Origin of the sequence: Apilactobacillus kunkeei DSM 12361 = ATCC 700308 (genome assembly GCF_001281265.1) — a bacterium.
Classification (GTDB): Bacteria; Bacillota; Bacilli; order Lactobacillales; family Lactobacillaceae; genus Apilactobacillus; species Apilactobacillus kunkeei.
This window is the reverse complement of sequence record NZ_JXDB01000002.1, coordinates 155,393-178,078: the sequence shown is the minus strand read 5'-3', so window position 1 is coordinate 178,078 and position 22,686 is coordinate 155,393. Positions and strand designations below refer to the sequence as shown.

The following is a 22,686-nucleotide window of genomic DNA, read 5'->3' as shown; positions in this document are numbered from 1 at the left end:
AGAAGTGAAGTCTTAATATTTTCTTTATATTTTCTTAATATTTATGAAATATATACGTAAAAACCCCCTCATAAATTATATGAGGGGGTTTTTTCTATGAATATTTTAAAGAAATACTTAATCCGTAATTTCTCTAACAAATGATGTATTACCTGTTACATATTCATTTTGACCAATATATAGTCTGGTAATTCCATAATATTTAACTATTTTTTGAACTTTGAATACATTTCCACGTTGTAATTTCACAGTCCAGTTCTTATCGTTAAATTTCAAATCGGTGTGAATTCTAATACCATTCTTAGCTATCACTCTGAACTTATTATGGTTCTTACGGTAATAACGACTTTCTTGCTTGTTTGAAGTAGTCTTTGAATTAGTATCAGTCTTCTTACGGCGGAATGTAACCTTAGCATTGCTGCCACGATAGAATTCCTTCAAGTAAGCGTCGACATAAGCATCACTATGATCAGACAAGTTCTTTGGAAGTGACTTGTGTGATGCCTTGTACTTCTTGGCATCTTGAGTTGCCTTACGTTGATCGTAAGTCTTCTCATCAATCACAAATGACTTGTTACTTGTTACGTAACGACCTTTTCCAAGGTAGAATCTGGTAATTCCATGGAACTTAACAACCTTTTCAACTCTAATGATATCGCCACGACGAAGTGTTGATACCCAGTTGCCGTCAGTAAAGTTCTTACTTGTATGAATCAAAGCATCCTTTTGAAGTCTGAATTCAGTGTAGTTCTTTCTGTAGTAACGACTTACCTTCGTTGGAGTCACTGTTACGGAGTAGCCTGGGTTGTTAATAGTTTGTTGTTTCTTAACAACTGGTGTAACTACTTTCTTATGAATTTGCTTAATTGATGTTTGTTTTGCCTTGGTCTTATGCTTCTTAACTACAGTTGGTTTCTTGGTTGTTTCAGTTTTCTTGACTACCTTCTTCTTAGCTGGTTTTGTCTGAATTACTGGAGTTACCTTCTTAACAACCTTCTTCTTGGTTGTCTTCTTAACCTTCTTAGTAGTCTTCTTATCGGCCTTGGCTAGTTGAGTTGCAACAACGTAATCCTTGTTACCAGTGACGTATTCACCGTGACCAACGTATAGTCTAGTTGTCTTACCGTATCTAACAATCTTGATAACCTTGATTAGATCACCATGTTGCAATGTAGTAATCCAGTTATGCTTGGTAAACTTAGGACTCATGTACATTCTTGCACCATGTTTGTTAGAAACTCTGTACAACTTGTAATTCTTCTTGTAGTACTTCTTAGATACCTTAGAGAAGTCGCTTTCTTGTGCAGCTTTCTTCTTAGCCAAGAAGTAATCATAAGCACGTTGGTAAGTAACTTGGTAAGCCAATGACTTGCCGCTAACATCTTGCTTAATTCCCTTATTGGCATCCGCACTAGCAGCAATCGTTGCTTGATATGCATCGTCAGTAGCAACGTTACCAGTTGTGCTTTGTTTACCATTACTTTGAGCAGATTGATAACCCTTGTAAGCAGAGTCAGCATAGTTGAACCCAACTTGGTAATATGGATTATCTGACTTAGATTGTGCATTAGCCTTATTACCATCATTGTATCCAGATTGTGATTGTTCGTAACCCATTCTAATTGCAGTGGCATCTTCAGGAGTTACTGAGTACTTGTTAACTGCAGCTGTTTCACTTAGTCCTTCAGTATATGCCTTAGCACCATTGTTAGCAGCTTGTTGAGCAATTTGTGCTTCACGTTGGTATGCAGCAATAAATACAGGATCGTTACTATCACTTAGATGGTTGTTTGGACGGTTTGAATTAATATCAATCAATGCCAATACAGAACCACGGTAAGTGTTGTCCACATTGTTTCCGTTAGTGTGACTTGCCAATTGATCAGTACCTAATTGTACTAATTCGATACCAACCTTGGCGTCGTTGTAACCCTTGGTGAAGACATCCTTAACGGATTGGTTACCACCAAATTGACCTAATGAATCATTCAATGAGCCATTTTGTAGGTAAGTAACACCCGCGTTCTTAGCAATTTGACTTGCGTAAGCCAATGCCTTAGCGTAAGCAGCCTTGTATGGAGCACCTTGTTCAGCATTTGCATATTGACCAGGGTTTCCATTCTTAATGTCATTAAGAGCAGCGGCTGCTCCACGGTAGACTGTGTCTTCATTAGAGTTAGTTGTATGGTTAACACCATCGTTTGCATTTTGCAATGCAAGGTTGTAACCATTTTGTGCATCGCTGTAACCCTTAGAGTAAGCAGCACGTTGAGATTGGTTATCTCCGAATGTTGCCAATTGATCATTCAAGTTGACATCATTACCAAATCCAGTCGCACCGTTGGTAGTTTCAGGCTGAGCAGTTTGTAGAGCCTTTTGATATGCGTCGATGTAAACGATATCGTTAGAAGCCTTAGCTTGTGCTCCATCATTCCCGCTCTTAACGTCGTTAATTGCATTAACAACAGCCTTGAATACCAAGTCGTTTGTACTGTTTGCAGTGTATGGACTGTTTTGATCTGGGTTTTGTTGAGCTTGAGCGTATGCCTTTTGAGCATCGTTGTAACCCTTGGTAATTGCATCCCTATCAGATTGGTTGTCACCAACACGGTCTAATAGGTCACTCAATTGACTATCACTTAGGTAACCAGTGATACCAGTTCTTAGGATTTCAATTGCTTCAGCTAAAGCCTTATCGTAAGCACTTTGTGCTACGACATCACTGTCAGCTGGGCGACTGCTACCTAGTTGACCTAACTTAACATCGTTAAATGCAAGTGATGAACCATGGAAGGTTTGATCAGCATTAGTGTCAGTTTGTCTGCTTTCAGTATCTGGCTTGCTCTTGGCTTGACCGTATGCTGTTTGGGCATCAGTGTATCCACGGCTAATTTCATTCTTAAGAGTGGTGTTATCACCTTGAGCAGCAAGCAAGTCAGCTTGTGATTTACCTTGGTTAAATCCAACGGCACCTTTTTGAGCAAGTTGGTTAGCCAATGCTTTAGCACGGTTGAATGCTGAAATGTATGCTGGGTTAGTTTGTGATGCATCAGGAGTAGCATCTTTGTCTTGGGCGACAGCGTTAAACGCATCGGCAGCTCCGACGTATGCCACGTCTTCGTTGCTTGATGTCTTATGATCGGCAGCCTTAGATGCATCTTGTTGAGCGGCGTTGAAACCGTTATTGGCATCGGTATAACCAGTAGTAAAGACATCTTTCAATGCTTGGTTGTTACCGAATTGACCTAGTGAACTGTTAAGGTCGGCACTGTTACCGAATGCTGTAGCACCAGCATTAGCTTGAACTTGAGCTTCTTGCAATGCCTTAGCGTAAGCAGCTCTGAATGGTGCTGATTGTTCTGCATTTGCATTTTGACCAGCATGACCATTCTTAACATCTTGCAATGCGGCAGCTGCCCCACGGTAGACTTCGTCACCATTGCTTGAACTTGCATGGTCACTACCATCATTAGCATTTTGAAGTGCTTGAGCATAAGCAGCTTGGGCATCGTTATAACCTCTAGTGTATGCATCCTTTTGAACTTGGTTGTTACCCAACTTAGCAAGTTCATCCGCAAGGTTAACACCTTGACCGAATCCAGTAGCACCATTAGTTGCTTGAGGTTGTGCTTCGTTCAATGCACGTTGATATGCATCTACATATACCTTGTCGGTTGAAGCATTTGCTTGAGCTCCAACGTTGTTAGCCTTCAAGTCAGCGATTGCATTTGCAACGGCGGCAAAAACTAGGTTGCTGTTAGTGTTAGCAGCATATGGGTTGTTTTCACTTGGGTTTCGTTGAGCTTCTGCGTAAGCAGTTTGAGCATCATTGTAACCCTTTGTGATTGCATCCTTATCAGCTTGGTTAGCACCCGCGCTGTTAACAGTGTTATCAAAAGTGGCACCCTTGATGAATGCGTCACTACCGTTCTTGGCAACGCCTTGAGCGTAACTTAAAGCCTTGTCGTAAGCACTTTGAGCAACAACATCACCGTCAGCAGGACGACTATTACCATCGGTACCGTTCTTAACATCGTTGAATGCTAATGAAGCACCGTGGAATGTCTTGTCGGTATTGCTATCAGTTTGATGAGTGGTTGTGTCAGGTTGTGCTTCAGCTTGACTGTATGCCAATTGTGCATCGGTGTATCCACGACTGACGGCATTTTGTAATGCTTTGTTGTCGCCTTGTGCACTTAGCAAGTCTTGTTGAGCAGTTCCCTTGTTGAAACCAACTGCAGCATCTTTGGCGATTTGTAGTGCTTGATCCTTCGCACGACTGAATGCTGCCAGGTAAGCAGCATTGGTTTGTGATGCATCAGGAGTTGGGTTGTCACCACGAGATACCGCGTTAAATGCGTCGGCAGCTCCACGGTAAACCTCATCCTTATCACCATTAGTGCTATGAGTTGAACTCATATTAGCATCCTTTTGTGCGTCGTTGTATCCGTCACTGGCATCGTTGTAACCCTTAGCAAAGGTATCGCTTAATGCTTGGTTGTTACCAAATTGACCAAGTGCGCTGTTAAGATCGGTCTTGCTACCAAATGCAGTGGCACCAGCATTAGATTGAGCTTGGGCTTGAGCCAATGCCTTAGCGTATGCAGCTTGGTATGGTGCTGATTGTTCTGTATTTGCATGTTGACCAGCAGTTCCGTTCTTAACATCTAATAATGCAGCAGCAGCACCACGGTAAGTTTCATCACCATTTGATGATGTATTGTGATCGGCGTTATCGTTAGCATTTTGCAATGCTTGGCCATAAGCAGTTTGTGCATCGTTGTAACCCTTGGTGTAAGCGTCCTTTTGAGCTTGGTTGTTACCAAATGATTCAAGTTGTTGTTGTAGGTTCACACCATTACTGAATCCGCTAGCACCGTTAGTTGCCACTGGTTGGACTTCGTTTAAAGCACGTTGGTAAGCAGCAACGTATGCAGGATCAGAACTCTTGTTAGCTTGAGCACCCGCTTCGCCGTTCTTAACATCGCTAAATGCGTTTTGAGCGGCTTCGAATACCAAGTTACTGTTAGTTCCGGTTGAATAAGGACTAGCTTGACTAGGAGTTTGTTGAGCTTGTTCATAAGCTGTTTGAGCATCGTTGTAACCCTTAGTAAAGGCGTTCTTGTCAGCTTGGTTGTTACCTAGTTTAGCAACTTGAGTGGCTAGGTCTTGGCCATTACCAAAACTAGTTGCCCCATTGTTAGCTACTTGTTTAGCAGCATTCAATGCAACTTGGTAAGCATCTTGGTAGACAGGACTGGCATCGGAAGTACCATTTTGTCCTTCTTCACCATTCTTCACGTCGTTAAATGCGGCAGCAGCACCCTTGAAACTTTCATCCACATTGGTGTTACCAGTGTGGGTGGCGTCATCTGGGTTTTGACGTGCTTCATTGTAACCTTGTGATGCACTAGCTTGACCAGCTTGGTAAGCATTCTTATCAGCTTGAGTCCAGTTAGTCATGTCTTGATTACTGTTTGTGAATTGGTTTTGGGCACCAAGTGATGCCTTAGCCAATGCCTTGTTGTATTCGGCATTGTACTGGTCTTGGTATGCTTGAGTCTTGTTAGAACTATTGTCAAAACTCTTCTTGGTGTTTCCTATAACTGCGTCTAGGTAACCATCTTTAGCACCATCATGACCGGTTTGCACATTAGCGTTACCAGATGTGTAGTTAGCGTTGGCATCATTTTGACCGTTAAAGTCGCTGGCACCACTCTTACCATCTGCAACAGCTTGTGCACCTGATTGATATGCGGCACTTGGGTTGCTTGGCGCTGGAACATTGTTCATTGCGTTATCATGACCTTGTTTAGCATCATCGTAACCTTTTTGAGATGCTTGACCAGTCGCACTGTTGTCATCAGTCTTAGCACTTCCACTGTTGTAAGTAGTTGCACCAGCTAATGCAGCAGCTTGACCAGCACTCATTGCCTTGTTGTATGCATCAGCGTAAGCCTTAGCTTGAGTTGCATCGGTAGGTGTTGAGTTGTTAGTACCGTAACTTCCATCATGGAAACCATTTGCAGTGGCATGGTATGCAGCCACTTGAGCAGGGGTACCGTTGTAAACGGAACGATTTGGATTAGATACAGCGTCATTGTATCCAGTTTGCATATCATTTGCAGTTTGGACACCAGCTAGGTATGACTTATCGTTATTGTTAGTGTTAATTTGACCACTAACTTGAGCATTATATCCAGAAGTTGCTTGATCAAACGCATTCTTGTGAGCGACGTTTAGCGCATCATTTGAAATGGTAGCAGTGTCGGTTTTACCAGCGGCAAATTCTGCAAGTCCTGCAGCTGCTGCTTGAGCAGCTTCTTTCTTCGCACTCTTGTATGCGTTGATGTATGCAGTTGACTTTCCATCTAGTGAGGTATCATTACCGGTCTTACCAGCAGCGAAACCAGCCTTAGCACCTTCAAATGAGTTGTAAGCATCACTATCAACAATGTTGTTGTTAGCAGTTGTAGTGTCACCCTTGATTGCATTGTATGCAGTTTGCGCATTTTGCTTACCCGCATTGTACGCATCTAATTCAGTTGAAGATAGGTTTGAAGTATCTGTTGTTGGATTAGTTGCATATGCATCGTTGGCACCACTTGTAGCAATTTGTTTAGCATTGTCGTAAGCGTTGTTGTAAGCATCTTGGTATTGAACCGACTCGTTAGCCAAAGTTGAATCCTTTGATTCATCGTTCTTACCAGCAGCAAACGCAGCTTGAGCGGCAAGATATCCAGCTTTTTCAGATGCTGATTCATTACCGGTTAGTTGACCACCGCTGGTGAACAATTGACGACCTGAAACCATGTCGTTGTAAGCATTAACCCCAACCATGAATTGTGGATTAGCCTTTTGTTCATCAGTGTAGTTACCACCGGCTTGTGCAGCCTTGTAACCAGCTACTGCATCGGCATATGCCTTAGCAGCAACACCAGTTGGGGCATTGGTTACGGCCGGACTAGCGTTTCCATCAGCAAATGTTTGAGCACCATGGATAAGAGCTTGTTTAGCATCACCTTGGGCCTTCTTGTATGCCGCTTGATAAGCTAATGACTTATTAGATAAAACAGTGACATTACCAGTTTTGGCATCGTCGAATGCCTGTTGAGCAGCCTTGTTAGCATCGTCTCTTGGTGCATCGCCAGTATTGCTGTTTGAAACACCGTTATAGGCATCTTGGTAACCATTCAATGCTGATAGTCCGTACTTGTTACCGGTTTGGGTTCCATTATCGGCGTTATCTGCGACCTTAGTACCAGCAAATCCAGTGTTGAATCCTTGTTGGGCGTCTTGATAACCATCTTGACCTAGCTTATCGCTTGGTTCTGGTTGGTTAGATACAAATGCGTTTGCACCTTCATTGTATTGAACTTGCATAGCTTGAATGGCTTGCTTGTAAGCAGCCTTCTTAATTGGATTGTCTTGAATTGTTGGATCATCAGAATTTGTGCTATGTCCTGGATTATCAACCAAGTCAGTCTTAGCTTGTTGTGCTGCTTGAGTAGCGCTAGTGTAGACAGGGTCTTGGTTATTGCTGTCAGTATTACTGTTTACGATTCCACTAACGGCATCTTGAACAGTCTTAGCTGACTTAATACCATCTTTTTGAGCAGCATTTGGATTACTGATTGGTGTGTTGTTAACAACTGAATCGAATCCTTCCTTGGTATCAGCATAACCTTGAGCCAAACGATCCTTAGCCTGTTGTGAAGTTACACCGGTAGTATCTGCAACGTTCTTACCACTATCAAATTGTTGTTGTCCAGTTTGGTAGTTTGTTTGTAAATCAGATACAGCCTTTTTGTAGGCATCAACGTAAGCTGGGTCTTTGTATTGAGATGTTTGTGGTTTGTCAGGGCTAGCGGCAATTGCATTACTTGCATCCGTGTAAGCCTTTTGGGCCTTAGCATATGCGTCCTTGTCGACATGGTCGGTAGTGGTGTTGTTTTCAACATCGTTTAGACCTGCTTGACTTGACTTGTATGCGTTGTATCCAGATACGTAAGCGTCAGTTGCACCACTTGGTAATGAGGCAACGTTATTGTTCTTAGCTAATTGATATCCGTCACTAGCATCTTGGTAACCCTTAGCTTGAGCGATTGAATGAGAGTCTGCGCCGTATGGTTTGTCTAGTCCCTTGTTAAAGTCACTAGCACCAGTTGAAGCATCCTTTTGAGCTTGTTGCTTAGCAGCAGCATAAGCATCGTTGTAAACCACTGATTGACTTACATCAGTTGGTGTTTGGTTATTAGAGTTACCGTTGGCACCATCCTTGTAACCATTCAATGTTGCTTGATATGCAGCTTCTTGGGCAGCAGTACTCTTGTAGTCATTACCGTTATTGCCTGGGTTAGTTGTGGCATCGTTAGTACCATTTGCTAATTGCTTAGCTAGATTGATACCTGCTTGGTAATTAACGTTTTGGTTATTGTTATCAGCGTTACCAGCTTTTTGAGCTTGGTAACCATCTGATACAGCTTGATAACCAGCCTTGTGAGCTTGGTTTAATGAATCGTTTGAAGCAGTAGAGGAATCACTATTACCTGCTTCGTATTCCTTAAGACCATCGTTAGCAGCGGCACTAGCTTCATCCTTAGCCTTGTTGAAGGCATTTAGGAATATGTTGGACTTGTCTGATAGATTAGGAGTAATTCCTGTTGATCCAGCAGCGAAACCAGCCTTAGCTCCGTCAAATGCTTGTGCAGCATCTGTGTCAGCAGCATTTGGGTTAGCCTTAGTGTTATCGGATTTGGTGTCGGCGTACGCATATGTTGCGTTTTGCTTACCAGCAGCATAAGCCGCCTTTTGTGCTTGAGTCCAGTCATCTTGGTTGACTGCAGTAGTGTTGTTAAATGCTTCAGAAGCACCGATTGTAGCCTTAGCTTTGGCATCGGCATAGGCATTGTTGTAAACGTCTTGATATGTTTCTGGTTTGCTTCCTAAGTCACTTGGCTTAGCGCTGTCATTCTTACCACTTGAGTAAGCATCTTGAGAAGCAGTATAACCAGCCTTTTCAGCAGCACTAGCATCATCTGGTAATTTTTCACCATTTACATATGCATCGTGTCCCTTAATTGATTGGTTGTATGCATCAACACCAGCCATAAATGATGGGTTCTTCTTATCATCATCGGTAACCTTACCGTCTCTAGCAGCTTCGTAACCTGACTTAGCGTAGTCGTAAGCAGCTTGCTTAACTTGACTTAGTGCATCGTCACCAGTTGGTCTAGTTTCACCATTAGCAAATGCTGTCGCACCACTAGTAGTTGCTACAGCAGCAGATTGTTGTGCTTTTTGATATGCCAATTGGTATGCAACAACTGGTTCTTTTGAAACGTCGGTTGTCTTATTTTGTTTAGCATCATCAAATGCTTGAAGGGCTGCAGCGTTAGCTTGTTGTTGCATTGCATCGCCTGAATTGTCCTTCTTGTTTGATAAGGCATCTTGGTAACCTGATAATGCTGATTGACCAGCAGTTTGACCAGCCTTAGTAGCACTGTGCTCATTAGGAACACTAGTCCCATTAAAACCAGCAGCAAAACCTGCTTGGGCATCATTGTAACCTTGCTTACCTAGATCAGTGATTGGCTTAGTTTGGTTATTCAAGTAATCATTGGAACCATCTTCGTATTGTTGATGCATTTGGTTAACGGCAACCTTGTAAGCAGCTGCCTTGATTGGGTTGTTTTGAATGCTTGCGTCGTCTGAAACAGTTGAATGGTCTGGATCATTTTGTAGATCTTGTTTTGCTTGTCCAGCTGCACTGTTGGCAGTTTGAATAATTGGATCATTGGTGCTTGAAACGTTGTTAGTTGCGACACCGTTTACGGAATCAATAACCTTTTGTGCAATATTAGCACCCTCTTGGGTGGTTGCATTAGCGTTGTTGGTTGTAGTTCCGTCAATCTTGTCATTGAAACCACGTTGAACATCAGTGTAACCTTGTTCAATTTGCGTCTTAGCTTGAGTTGATTTAGCACCTGAAGTATCAGCAGAGTTACTACCGTTAACGAATTGATTAGTACCATCTTGGTAGTTTTGCTTCAAGTCGTTAACTGCCTTAGTGTAAGAAGTTTTGTATACAGGTGAACTATCACTAGCAGTTGCTGGTGAATCTGGGTTGGCACTGATTGCCTTAGAAGCATCATCGTATGCCTTTTGAGCCTTGTTGTATGAAGCAGAATCGACAACATTTTCAGTAGTTGTGCCATTTTCGATGTCATTAATTCCGGATTGACCAGACTTGTTGGCATTGAAACCAGTCTTGTAGGCGTCAGTTGCGTTAGTTGGAATTGTTGCATCCTTGTTGGTTGCAGCATTGTATCCGTCTGTTGCATCTTGGTAACCCTTTTGTTGAGCAAGACTTTCGGCAGAACTACCAGTTGGTTTAGCACTACCAGCAATATATGAGCTAGCTCCAGTGGTTGCGGCTTGTTCACCCTTTTGCTTAGCAGCTTGATAAGCATCGTTGTAGGCCTTGGCTTGACTAGGGTCTGTAGTTGTTGCGTTATCGTTATTGCCGTAACTACCGTCTAGGTAACCATTAACGGTCGCCTTGTAGGCAGCGTCTTGAGCAGATGAACCAGAGTTGTATGAATCTTTCTTACTTGGATCAGATAATGCATCAGCAGAACCCTTGGCAACATCCTTGGCAGTTTGCACACCTGATTGGTAAGAAGTGTCCTTGTTGCCATTGTCAACATTGTTGTTATTTTGAGCATTGTATCCAGCTTGGGCTTGGGCGTAACCATTAACGTGAGCAACACTTATTGCATCCTTAGCATTAGCATCAGCAGAGTCACCTTGTTGAGCGTTGAATTGATCAGCACCAGCTTTGGCAGCTTGTTGTGCTTCTTGCTTAGCTGCATTGTATGCGTTAATGAATGTTTGAGTCTTGTTAGTTAGGTCAGTGGTTGCACCAGACTTACCGTCTGAGAAACCTGCCTTAGCACCATCGAATGCTTCACCGGAGTTACTACCAGTTGGGTAGTTATTTTGAGCGGTAACGTCTTGCTTAGTCTTATCAAAACCAGCTTCAGCGTTCGCCTCACCAGTGTTGTAAGCATCCTTTTGCGCTTTGTTCCACGTGCTTTGATCTACCTTAGAAGTTGAGTTACCAAATGCTTCACTAGCACCTGATTGGGCTTTTTGTTGTGCATCTGTGTAAGAATCTGAATATTCATCTTGGTAAATACCTGGTTGTTGATTCAAATCACTTCTTTGTGGTTGATCACTTGCACCAGCTGTATAAGCGTCCTTAGTAGCGTTGTAAGCTAGCTTTTCAGCTGTAGTTGCATCCCCTGGTAATGCTTTTCCTTCATTAAATAACGTACGACCATTTTGAGCATCTTGATATGCCTTTACCCCAGCCATGAATGATGGGTCGTTCTTTTGTTCTTGAGTCAACGTTGCGCCAGTCTTAGCTGCATCGTATCCGGAACGTGCATCATCATAAGCCTTAGCTTGGGCATCTGTGATGGCGTCGGTCACTGTTGGACGAACTTGGCCACTTGCGAATGCTGTCGCACCATCTGTAATCGCTTGTTGAGCAATTTCTTTAGCCTTGTTGTAGGCAGCTTGAAAGGCTACCGGTTCTTTAGCAAGGTCGCTTTCACTCATTGAAGTATTGTTCTTAGCGTCAGCAAATGCTTGTTTTGCACCGTTGTTACCATCTTTTTCGACTTGTGGTGCATTCGCATTTTCATCCTTTAGAGATAATGCATTGTTGTAACCAGCAAGTGCTTGTTCACCAGCGGATAGTCCGCTTTGGGCTGCACTATGTTGGTTAGCGATTGATGTTTGACCGCTGAAGCCAGCAGTAAATCCATCATTTGCTTCTTGGTAACCCTTTTTACCTAGATCATCACTAGGCTCGTTGGTATTATTCAAGTATGCATTAGTTCCGGCGTCGTAATTAGCCTTATATTGTTCTTGAGCTTGCTTGTATGCAGCAGCCTTAACAGGGTTATTAGCGATGCTTGGATCAGTTGATACATCAGCATGATCTGGGTTGCTTAGTAAATCATTATGTGCTGATTGGGTTGCACTGTTAGCAGCTTGTGCAATTGGGTCATTGCTGTTCTTGTATGAACCATCCACTGAAGAGTTAACAGTATCAGCTACTGTCTTAGCAGCGTCCATCCCCACTTTTTGAGCATCGTTTGGATTAGTAATGGTTTGCCCGTTAATCGCAGCATTGAAACCATCTTGAGCATCAGTGTAACCTTGGGTAATTCTACCCTTACCTTGGTCGGATGAAGCGCCACTAGTGTTAGCACTTGATTGAGCATCCATGAATTGTTGCTTACCTGCATCGTAGTTGGTCTTCAAGTCAGCTTGAGCTTGCTTGTAGATTTCTTGATATGCAGGTGAAGTATTAGTTGTTGGAGCTGGGTTGTCTGGGTTTGCAGCAATTGAATCACTAGCATCCTTGTAAGCTTGTTGCGCTTGGTTGTACGCATTGTTATCAGCGTGGCTAGTTGCAGTAGTTGCACCTTTTTCAATGTCGGATAGACCTGTACGAGCAGATTCAGCCGCATTGTATCCAGCCATAAATGATGGATTGTTCTTTTGTGCTTCAGTTGGTGTTTGGTTCTTAACAGCGGCATCGTGACCACTTTGAGCATCCTTGTAACCTTGGCTTTGAGCTTGTCCGGCCAAACTATTATCTGAAGTATCTGCTTGACCTGAGTTAAATGCGTTAGCACCAGCTGCAGCTTTTTGCATACCTAATGCATGAGCTTGGTTATATGCATCAGTGTATGCCTTAGCTTGAGCAGAGTCGCCTTCAGGAACACTTTGACCGTTATTATTGTTGTTAGCACCAGCTGTGATACCAGCTAAAGCAGCATCGTAAGCAGCTTTTTGTGAATCATTGGCTGGAGTGAATGACTTATCATCACTACCAGTTGCTTTTTGGGCTGCTGAAACACCGGTGTTTTCATCGGTACGTAGTTGTTGACCTGCCTTATAAGCTGGATCGTTGGTATTGATACCAGGACCAGTTTGTCCATTGTATCCAGCTTGGGCTTGGGTATAACCATCATTGTGAGCTACGTTCTTAGCATCAGTAGCTGACGCATTGGCAGTATTACTCTTGTTAGCGGTAAATTCATCGATACCGGCTTGAGCATTTTGTTTAGCTTCTTGTTGAGCCTTGTTGTAGGCAGCCTTGAATACGTCTGACTTACCGTCTAGTGAAGTTTGTCCACCATCAGTACCGTCAGCAAAACCAGCCTTAGCACCTTCGAATGATTCTGAGCCATCACTACCTGCAGTGTATGTGTTAGTTGCATTAACATTATCTTGGTTTTGCTTATATGCATTGTTGGCGTTAGTAACACCAGTTGTATATGCATCCTTTTGTTTTTGCGTCCAACCACTTTGATCAACCGTCTGACCAGTCAACGTTGCCGTAGCACCTTGAGTGGCCTTTTGTCTGGCATCATTATACGAAGTTGTATATGCATCCTTGTATGCTTGAGTCTTACCTGTTAAGTCTGGCATTTGACCGTCAGATTGACCGTTAGCGTATGCATCAACAGTACCTTTGTAACCATCTTTTTGGGGTTGAGTCCAGTTAGTCATGTCTGGAGTGGTGTTGCCACCAGCAGCTGCTAATCCTTCGTTTCCTGACTTAGAATCATTGAAACCAGTATTTAGAGCCGAATTATTCTTTTGCGTGTCACTTAGTGTTTGACCACTTTGTTGCAAATCATGACCTTGCTTAGCAGCATTGTAACCAGCACTTTGTACTTTTGATAATGGATCACTAGCGGTTGTATTATTATCACCATTTACATAACCACTAGCACCCTTATCATAAGCAGTTTGCGCAGCTTGTTTGACTTTGGCATAAGCTAGCTTAAAGGCATTACTGTTTGAGACATATGCAGAATCGTTGTTAGCAAGACCATTACTAATATCATTAAGTGCTTGAGTAGCACCATTGTTAGCATCAATTTGGTTTTGGTCAGTTCCAGCCGAATAGTTAATTTGACCAGTGGAAACCGCATCATTATAACCTTGAAGTGCCTTTTGACCTTCGTTAAATGCATTAATAGCTTCAGTAGTCCTCTTTGTAGATGAAGATTGACCACGAACAATGGCATCTTCAAAACTTTGCTTAGCGTCATTGTAACCCATGTCATATTCATGAGTTGGATTAGTAGGTTCAGCTTGACTGCTTAGATATTGTTGAACACCTTTTTGGTAGTTAGCTTGCATTGTATTAACCGCATTGGTATATGCAGATGCGTAAACGCTATTTGAAGCATTTAAATTAGAAGATGGAACCAAATTAGATACATCCGGGTTAGCATCGACAGCATCCTTTGCTTTTAGTGCCGCGGTGAAGGCTAGGCTGTAGATTGGGTCCCCGCCAGAGGGGTTCGTTAGCTTGCCGTTGTTGGCAACATCATTAACCGCACCTAGTAGTTGTTGACCTTCTTGAAAACCTGATATAGCACCACTGGTTGTGATGGTGGTTGCAGCTTGTTCACCACTCAACGCATCTGTATAACCTTGTTTTGCATCAGTGTAACCATTAATTAGCATTTGAACAGCTTGAGAACTTCCTAATCCAATTGTGTTATATCCAGTTCCTTTAGCAATTCCTTGAGGGAATTGTGCTACTCCTTGTTGGTATTGGCTTTGTAGGTATGTTTTTGCAGCCGAATATGCATCAACATAAGCTGGTGATTTCCCAGTCATATTTGGATTATTAGTATTATCTGGATTCTTGCTCAAGTCTGTATATGCAGCGATATATGCGTTGTAAGCATCGTTGTAGGAATTTTTGTCAACAGCAGAACTGTAACTATTTCTGTTACCACTTACAGCATCATTATTAGCTAGACTTTCAGATTGATATGCATTGTAACCTGTCATGTATGCAGAATCGGATGCTTGAGGTGATTGGATGGTCTTGGAATCGCTAAATCCCTTTTGAGCACGACCATAACCGTAGTTAAACGCTTGTGAATCAGCATCGCTACTTGTAGCTTGACTTTGTCCTCTAACGTATGCCAAAGCACCGTTAGCACCATCTTGAATTGCGATATCTTTTGATTGGTTATATGCATCAACGTATGCCTTTGATTGGTTAGCATCACGACTTAATGGTGTTGCAGAAGCACCGGGTGTGTTCTTCAAAACATCATTAAAGGCTCCGGCAGTACCATCATAGGCAGCAACTCTTACTGCTGAACCAGTATAATTAGTACCTAGAGTTGGGTTAGCCTTGGCATCGGTAATACCAGCTTGAATATCGTTGTACATGGTGTTACCAGCTTTGTATGATGCGCTATTGTTGGTAGTATCAAACGTATTTGTTGTTGATGCAGTGTAACCCTTTTGAGCTTGGTTGTAACCATTGCTCATTGCCTTAGTATCAACGGTTGCGTTAGCTGATGTTGTGTCATAGTTATTATCTTGACTAGCTTGGAATGTAGCAACCCCTTGAGATTCATCAGTTAATGCCTTGGCCTTAGCGGCAGCAAAGGCTGCTTGGTAAGCATTTGATTGAGTGTTGATTCCACTCACACCGTATGAAGGTAATTGTGAGTTCTGAATATTTGGATTAGCAACGTATGCATAAGCATCTTTAACCCCGTAGTATGCACTCTTGGAATCACCAGATAGACCATTATCTGTACTGTTTAGCGCTTGGGCTTGTTTTACCCCATCAGCAGATTGGATACCCTGAGTATTACCTGTGGTATATGGTTTATCTTGTCCTTGCTTGGTGACACCACTAGCACCATCTTGATAACCATTTTCGGCAATCGACACACCGGTTGCATAGTCCTTATCTTTTTGTTGTTCAGCTTGGCTAACAGTACCGTTGGTGTAGTCATTGGCACCAGCTTGAAGACGACCAGCTGTATTACCTTGCTTGTAAGCATTTTGATAAATCGGGTTGTTAGCTTGAGCAGCACTATTGTTTGTAGATGTTCCTTCAGTAGATGCAGAACCATCCTTGTAACCATCAACAGATCCTTGGTAACCATCTTGGTATGCGAATGGGTTAACGGTACTTGGAACGTTGGTTGGAATGTCACTAGTTGAAGAATTGTTCTTAACGGCAGTCAAACCATCGTTAGCACCTAAAGCTTGTGAGTAAGCCAATCCATAAACAGTGGTTGTGTTGCTGTTATTACGTTGTTTCTTTTGCGCATCAAGCAACGCATTCATAGTGTCTGAGTAACCTGGTTCATTGTTGGCGTTAGGGTTGTTACTGCCATTGTTAAAATCCTTAATGGCGTCAGCATACCCCTTAGCAGTAGCTTGTCCATTTGCGAAGCCAGCAGCTGCGTTAGTGTTAGCAGGAGCAGATGAATTTGGATTACTCAATCCCTGTTTAAATCCAGTAGTTAGTGCTTGGTAGGCTTGAGTGTAACCAGCTTGAATAGCTGCTGTAGATTCTTGACTTGGGTTTGGTTGAACCCCATTATCAAAGTCTCTAACAGCATCTGCAGAAGCCTTGTTGATATCTGCCACGGCACGGTTGTATCCGTCAACATAAAGCGTTCCATTTTGACTACTTTGAATCTCATCAATTTTTCCGTTATTTGAAGCTTTAGTCAATGCATCAACAACACCATGGTATGTTTGCGATGATGAGTCAGATACCTTTGGATTACTCTTAGCTTCGGCAGCATTGTAGTCGTTCATGAAGGCATGACCAACTACTTGACCTTGTTGGTAGTTGTTGTTTGATGTAGGCGTTGAACCTGTGGTCATGCCAAGAACTGAATGGTATCCATCCATTACTTGGTTGTAAGCTGCTGTATAAGCAACGTTCTTAGCACCATCAGCATTTAATGTTGCATCAGATGCTGTTTGATTTTGGCTTAATTGTTGCAATGCTTCGTTGGCTAAACTAGCGCCATCTGAATAAGCCTTGTTATATGCATCAACGAAGACCTTGTCATATTGGGAAGTAATTGTCTTAGAACCAGTAGTTGAACCAGTTGCAATATCCATGTATCCAGCCTTGGTACCATTGTAGGCATCCAATTGATCTGAATCGCTTGGTGCGTTGTTTTGAACTGATTGAATGGCAGTATTAATCCCTGTATTTAATTGTTGTTGTTGTTTTACACCATCAACGTAACCTTGAGATTTGGTGTTAATAGTGTTTCCAGTTGTTCCATTGTATCCATTAGTTAGGTCGTTGAAACCAGTTTGTAGGAATCCAAATGAAATTTGTGGTTGAGTGTTACCGGCAGTTGGTGCAACAGTTGTCTTCTTGGCAATGTTTTCACCACTTTGGTAATCGGCTTGTGCTTTAGTACTGAACCAATTTTGCAAGTCTGTGTACAAAGTACCACTGGTGCTTTGTTGGTTATTGTATTTAGTGTTTTCCAATGATGCTAGTTGAGTGTTAAAGATATCGGCAGCAACATTGTAAGCCACAGATTTACTACTATCATTAGCAGTTAGTGCAGTTTGATTACCAGATAGTGCGTTATTGGAATCGCTGAATCCAGTTGTCGCATCGTTTTTGCCATTGTTGAATGAACTATAACCCAACTTGTACGCATTTTGTAGACTAGTAGTGAATTGAGCAACAATTGTACTACTGTTTACATATGTTGGATCAGCCTTGTTAGCTGAAGGTGTAAAGGTTGGTAGACTTTGGTTTTTACCATCGCGCGCATCCAATAGACCTTGTCTAGCGGCATCATAACCTTGACTGTAGTAAGCAATGTAGTATCCGTCATGACCACTTACAGACTTAGGTAAGTTGTTAGTGTAGTCCTGTGCACCTTGAGCGAATGCTTGGGCATCGTTACTCTTGGTTGCATCTGAGCGTTCATCACTTACCCCAGTGTTAAAACCAGTTACATAGGTCTTATCAGAGTTGTTAGTGGTAATATTTTGATTTCCAGGTTGGTTAGAAGCAGCAGTATAACCATCCTTGTGACCTTTAGCGGCTGTATCTACCCCAGTAGCATAGTTAGTATCACTGTTGGCAACACTTTGGCTAACAGTGTTGTTGACATAGTCATTAGCCCCTGCTTGTTGTCTACCTTGCGCATTACCATTTTGGTATGAAGTTTCATAATTGGCATTAGCACCAGTAGAATTGTTGTTGGCACTTGATCCAGTAGTTGATGACACACCATCCTTATATCCATCAACAGCACCTTTGTATCCAGTACTGTATGATGATGACAAATTGCCGTCATTTACATAACTAGATGGAATTGTTGCTGCAGTATTAGAAACACTTTGAGGATTGCTGCTATTTTTAACAGTATTTAATCCATCCGTTTGACCTTGATTGAAGGCTGCTTGTGCATCAGAAAAACCGCTATTAAATGATTGTTGTCCAATTGTTGAGTTGTTGTATGGATTGTTAGCAACTGTATTAGCTTGCTTGTTGTTGAAAGTTTGCGCACCTTGTTCGTAAGCTTTTGGTTGAACGTATAAGATGTACCCAACTTCTTCAAGCAAGTCTAGTTTTGATTCTGTTTCAGATGAGTTCAGACTAATGTCCGTTTGTCCTTGGGCCGCCTTGTAATATCCATACTTAATACTCTTGTAGACAGTTTTGTCCCCTACATATGAATCATCGGATAAAGCACCGTGACTAGTAGTGCTTGATTCTGATGAAATATTAGAAACAGAGTGAATTAAGGCTACTTGAACAGCATCATATGCTGATTGTGCGGCTGATAAGTTGTAGATACCAGCAGATGGGTTGACAACTGTTGGTCTTTGTTTAGCTAGTGCACCGTTAATTAATGATTGTCCGTATTGGAATCCAGCTTGTTCAGCTTTACTTGCGTTTGGATTTGGATTGGCAGCTGTTGGGTTTGATACGTTTTTAACCGCATTGAAATAACCCGCTTCTGCATCTAAATAAGCGTTCTTTTGTGTTGGGTTTGATAGAACAGTTCCGTATCCACCAGATGTACTGTTAATAATCGCGTTTCTTTCATCTTGAACGAATGAAAGAGCACCTTGAGCATCAGATAAACCAGTCGTTGTAGCCGATGCTGGAATGCCAAGATATGTGGATGCCAATCCATATTGTGATTGAAGAGTTGCTAATGGAAGCGTAGCCTTATTTGGATCAAGTCCAACTAAATAAGCCTGGTTATATTGATTAACACCATCTTGATATCCTTGGATATTTTGTAGTTGTGGACTAGTAATCCCGAAATGAGCGTCACTAACCCCAGCATCATATGCAGCCTTTTGATAACCTTGAATATAAGCAACCGGATTAACTGCAGCATTAAATCCAGCAGTTTGCTTTAAATCATCAATAGATAAAGGCGCACTCTTATTAAATGCAGCGTAACCACTTTGTGCATCGTTATAGGCACCTGTATAATCAGTGCTTGTCCTAGTATTGAAATTTTCTGAATTCTTAGCATTACTGTTACCAGCAGAAGCATCAGTCAAACCATCCACAATACCATTTTGTTGGACAGCAGTACTACCTGCTGTAATACCCATATCACCATTTTCAGTTACTTTACCATTATTACCAGAGTTATAACCTTCAATTGTAATGGTGTAGTTATTTGCACCTGCACTTGGGCTAGTATTAACAATATTGTTAACACTGGTTAAACCATACTTCAAACGCATTCCAACAAATTGAGGATTAATATTCCCTATTGCACTCTTCTGTAAAGTAAAGGTAATTGGAATAATTTCTCCAGAATAATTGGTTGGAACATTGATTGCACCTGTATATAGGTTAGGATCTGCGTTTGAATATAAATCTTGGGACGATGAATTAGGATATGTCGTTAAGCCGTTAAAATTCCCCTTTGGATCGTTAGAAGAATATCCAACTTGATAATAAAGTTTTTGGCCAATAATAGAATTATAATTAGTCAACTTTGCATAAGAAGTGATTACGGTATTGCCATTATTATCAACAGATACCCCACTGGTTCCAACAAATTGAACCGCCGGAATGCTTTGAATTTCTAGTTTGGTTGTGTTTACACTACCGCTTACTGGACTACCTGAGCCATCAACACCAGTATAATTAATACTTCCCGTAGGTAGGTTGAAGTAATAAAGTGGGGTAATACGGTTAGAAGAATCTAATATACCAACATTGTATGCATTAATACCGTTTTGATTACCACCTGTTTGGAAAGTATTATTAGTCGTGTTGTTATTATAAAAAATAACATGATCGCTTCCGACACCGTTGATGGTTAAGTTACCGTAGTAAGGCGTTACATATCCACCATTTTGGTCGGTAAGACCGACAATCAAGTTTCCACCATTACCTACATAGAAATTACCACTAGTGCTTTCGTTAGCGATTAATCCATACAATGTCGCCTGACGACCATTTAAGGTATAGTAAGTCCCCGTAGTTTGTGGCAAACCAGCTTCAAGAACTTTAACTAGTCCTCCATTGATAACTTTAATTGTGGAAGATCCTTGCATATCAATTGCCTGGTTATTGTAACCAGCTGTACCATTATATCCTTGGAAGTTAATAGTTCCCCCGTCAACAGTGATATTACCACCACTCATGAAAATACCACCAGATAAACGGTTAGCAGTTTTTGAAGCCAATGGAATAATATTTAACACAGCATCCTTAGAAACATTCAAATTGGCGGATGAATTACGGAAATAAATCGCCATGTTAGAACTATTAATTGCGTTTTCACCATTACCACCAGTATCACGACTGGCTAGTGTCATCTTAGAATTTTGTCCAAGAGTCATGTTTCCATATAATTCAATTGCATTACCACCATTAACAGGTGAGGTATTACCAAAGTAATGTGAATTATTTTCTAGAACAAAGTTTTGCACTTCAAGGTTTTGTTGATTTCCTCCACCAACAGTCAATACATTCTGAGTAAATGGTGAATTGTAATATTGAGAATTAGCCAAATTATTATAATTAACTGGGTTTAAAACATTAACATTTCCAGAGAAGTATACATTTTGATAAATCGCACTAAGCAATTGACCACCAATATAATTAATATTTGAATAATGAATATTATCATTATTTCCCACACGGAATGGACCATAGTAGTTAGATGCATAAAGCGCTTGAAAATTTTGTAAATATAAGTCAGTAAAATTACTATTAGTAAACGAGTAATCCATATCATGGAAATCCATCATATGGTTTTGTCCATCAATAGTAATAGAAGAACCTGTTGAAGCAATATTTGCATATTCTCCACCAGTACCAGAAATTCCAGATAAATCGATATCTCCAATAATTTTAATCTTAGTAACGTTATTCGCGACGTTTCCACCTGCAGTACTAATTGAACCAGTTTGACCAGTCAAAACGTTGTAGAACTGCTTACCATTAGATACGAATACAACACCCGAACCGTTAGCCGTAGTCTGGTTAACTACATCGTTGTATCCCATGTTGTAATATTGATTAGATGTATTAACAGGGTTAAATGCAGAATTAACCTTGAAGTTATTATTATTATCAAAAGTATTAGCAATTGAGTCTTTTGCACCAATATATGCTTGATCGTATGGATTAGATGAATTTCTAATTCCTGAGAATGAATTCATGTAAAAGTCTTGGTTTCCTTGACTTGCATTTCCTGAAGAAATTCCAACCCACTTTCCAGATTCTGCGTCATTATAACCTTGCATTGCCAAAGTCATATTTGTGGCAGTATCAAAAGCCTTCGCCAAACCGGCGTAGTTAGCATATTGTTGGCGTGCTTGTTGAATAATTGCATCGCTGGATTGAGGAATGATTCCAGCACCAATGCTATTCGAAGATTTAACACTGACATTATTAACATTTGAAAACTTAGATAGTAATTGTTGTTCGTAATTTTGTGTAGAAGTATATGCTGAATATGGATTATCAGCACCTCCACGATATGGGGAATCCGGACTGTTGTAGTTTTGTGGAGTTCCATCTGTTAATGCAGTTTGTGGATTGGTAGTTGATGCACCAGTAAATCCACTTCCATTACTAGACGCAGCACCAGATGAAGAGTTGTTAGATGTAGTTGAATTTGCCGCTGTATTACTTGCTAAACTAGCTCCACTTGAGCTTAAACTGGCTGACTTAACGTTTCCGGCATCGTCTTTTCTATTAGGCGTATTTCCGTAGTAAGTGTAATCTTGTGTACCAGTACCAATTCCCTGAGTCTTTTGGTTGTAATCGTTCATTACTGCGGCTGCAGCTGCATAACCAGCATTGTAGTAGTTAATTGCTTGTCCGGTTAATGTACCAGAGTTGTTAGCCTTACCATTGAAAGCATCTTGATAACCTTGTTGAATTTGTTGAGCGTAAGTAGATGAATCATCATTGTTGTTAAAGCTAGGAGCTTGACCATTAGTAGTTCCTACATTAACAACTGGTTTAGAAGAACTTGCTGTTCCACCGTTTGATGAAGACGCACTTGTCCCGCTACTTTGGTTGCTAGAAGATGTTTGTCCACTAGCCGCTGTCAAAGAAACGCTTGAACTTGAGCTAGATCGAGCGCTTTGAGTTGTTGTATTTCCTGAAGAATTACTTCCACTATTAGTTTCAGGCTTAGTGTCCGCATGGGCCTTATTTCCACCTATAGTGTATGCCGTGGTTCCCAAAAAGGCTAAGGTAGCAACGGATACTACAACCCATTGTTTCTTAACTTTTTTCATCACTTTTTTATCTTTTACTTTGTTGAATTGTTGCTTGTTGTATTGCAT

Annotated in this window: 1 protein-coding gene; it reads right to left on the bottom strand. The window is 41.4% G+C overall.

The features are described from left to right. Positions 1-117: 117 nt before the first annotated feature. The gene (locus RZ79_RS01100; RefSeq protein ID WP_054449647.1) at positions 118-22,686 is read right to left on the bottom strand and encodes a DUF5776 domain-containing protein; all 22,569 of its coding nucleotides are present in this window, start codon (positions 22,684-22,686) and stop codon (positions 118-120) included.